General features: G+C 68.3%; 1 protein-coding gene. It reads right to left on the bottom strand.

Annotated elements, in window-relative coordinates; translation table 11 throughout:
* Window positions 1-52 precede the first annotated feature (52 nt).
* Window positions 53-1,076: ISAs1 family transposase (locus tag AB0O34_RS37015; protein WP_363923696.1), on the bottom strand; the 1,024-nt coding region annotated here is incomplete at its 5' end.

Genomic DNA, 1,076 nt, shown 5'->3' with positions numbered 1-1,076 from the left:
CACGGCCCCGGCATGTTGACGATTTAAGTTCGTATGGTCCGATAGCTGCCGTTCACAGGGCGAAGAGTCTGAGAAGTCGATGGGAGACGTGGGTGTAGTGCCTGCGGGCGTGCGCGATGTTGGCATGGCCGCGTTGGCGGAACGCGCTGATGACGAGGTTGCGTAGGGCGGCCAGGACGTGGGGCAGTTGCCCGGTTCTGGCCTGGCGGTCATCTTCGCGAAATGTGCGATCTCGGACGTAGTGCTCGCGGTTCTCCACGGTCCAGTGCTGGCGCACGTAGGTGTTCAGGTGCACGGGACCGGCCACGTTGGAGGGCGCGTTGGTGATCCCGTAGGCCACTTCCTTGCTGACCCCCTTGCCGTCCAGATCGGCGACGTGACGGACGATCCGGAAGACCTGGGCGGCGTGGGGGAAGTCCAGGTCGGTGGCGGGGGCGGTACGGATGGTGCGGGACTCGATGCGGCCGTGTCCCCGGTCGCGTTCGGTGTGCCCGGTGCCGGTCTGCTCGTGCTCGGCATCGGTTCCGCAGGCCAACCGGGGCTGGGCCGCCGCCAGGAGCGTGGGCTGATTGTCCTTGAGAACCAGCACGTAGTAGCGGCCGAAGTCCTCGCTGATCTGCCGGGCGCTTTCGCGGGCGGTGTGCAACGCGTCGGCGGTGATGACGGCCACGTCGCTGCTGGTCAGGGCGTCGGCCAGCAGCGGGCCGAGTTCGGGCACTTCGCTGGTCTTATCGGCGATCTGCCGCTGGCCCAGCACCACGCCGCGGTCATGGTGCAACAACGACAGCAGTTGCGGGGCGGGCGTGTCGCCATGGCGAGCGCCCCGGACGGCCTTGCCGTCGGCTGCGCCGGCCTCCAGCATCCCCGCCGGCCGCGGGCGCTCCCGCTCACGCTGACAAGCCCGGCGTGCCTCGCGCTCCCGGCCATGACCGACCCGGACCTCGGTGAGAATCTCGGTGTCATCGTCTCCTTCGTCTTCGTCTTCGTCGCTGCCGGTGGGCAGGCTGCGGATATCATCGGCGTCAGCCAGGTAAGCGCTGATCTGCCGGTCCAGTTCGTCCCCGTCGGTCTGGGCC

The organism is Sphaerisporangium sp. NPDC088356, assembly GCF_040685555.1.
Taxonomy (GTDB): domain Bacteria; phylum Actinomycetota; class Actinomycetes; order Streptosporangiales; family Streptosporangiaceae; genus Sphaerisporangium.
This window is presented reverse-complemented; position numbering and strand designations above follow the sequence as displayed.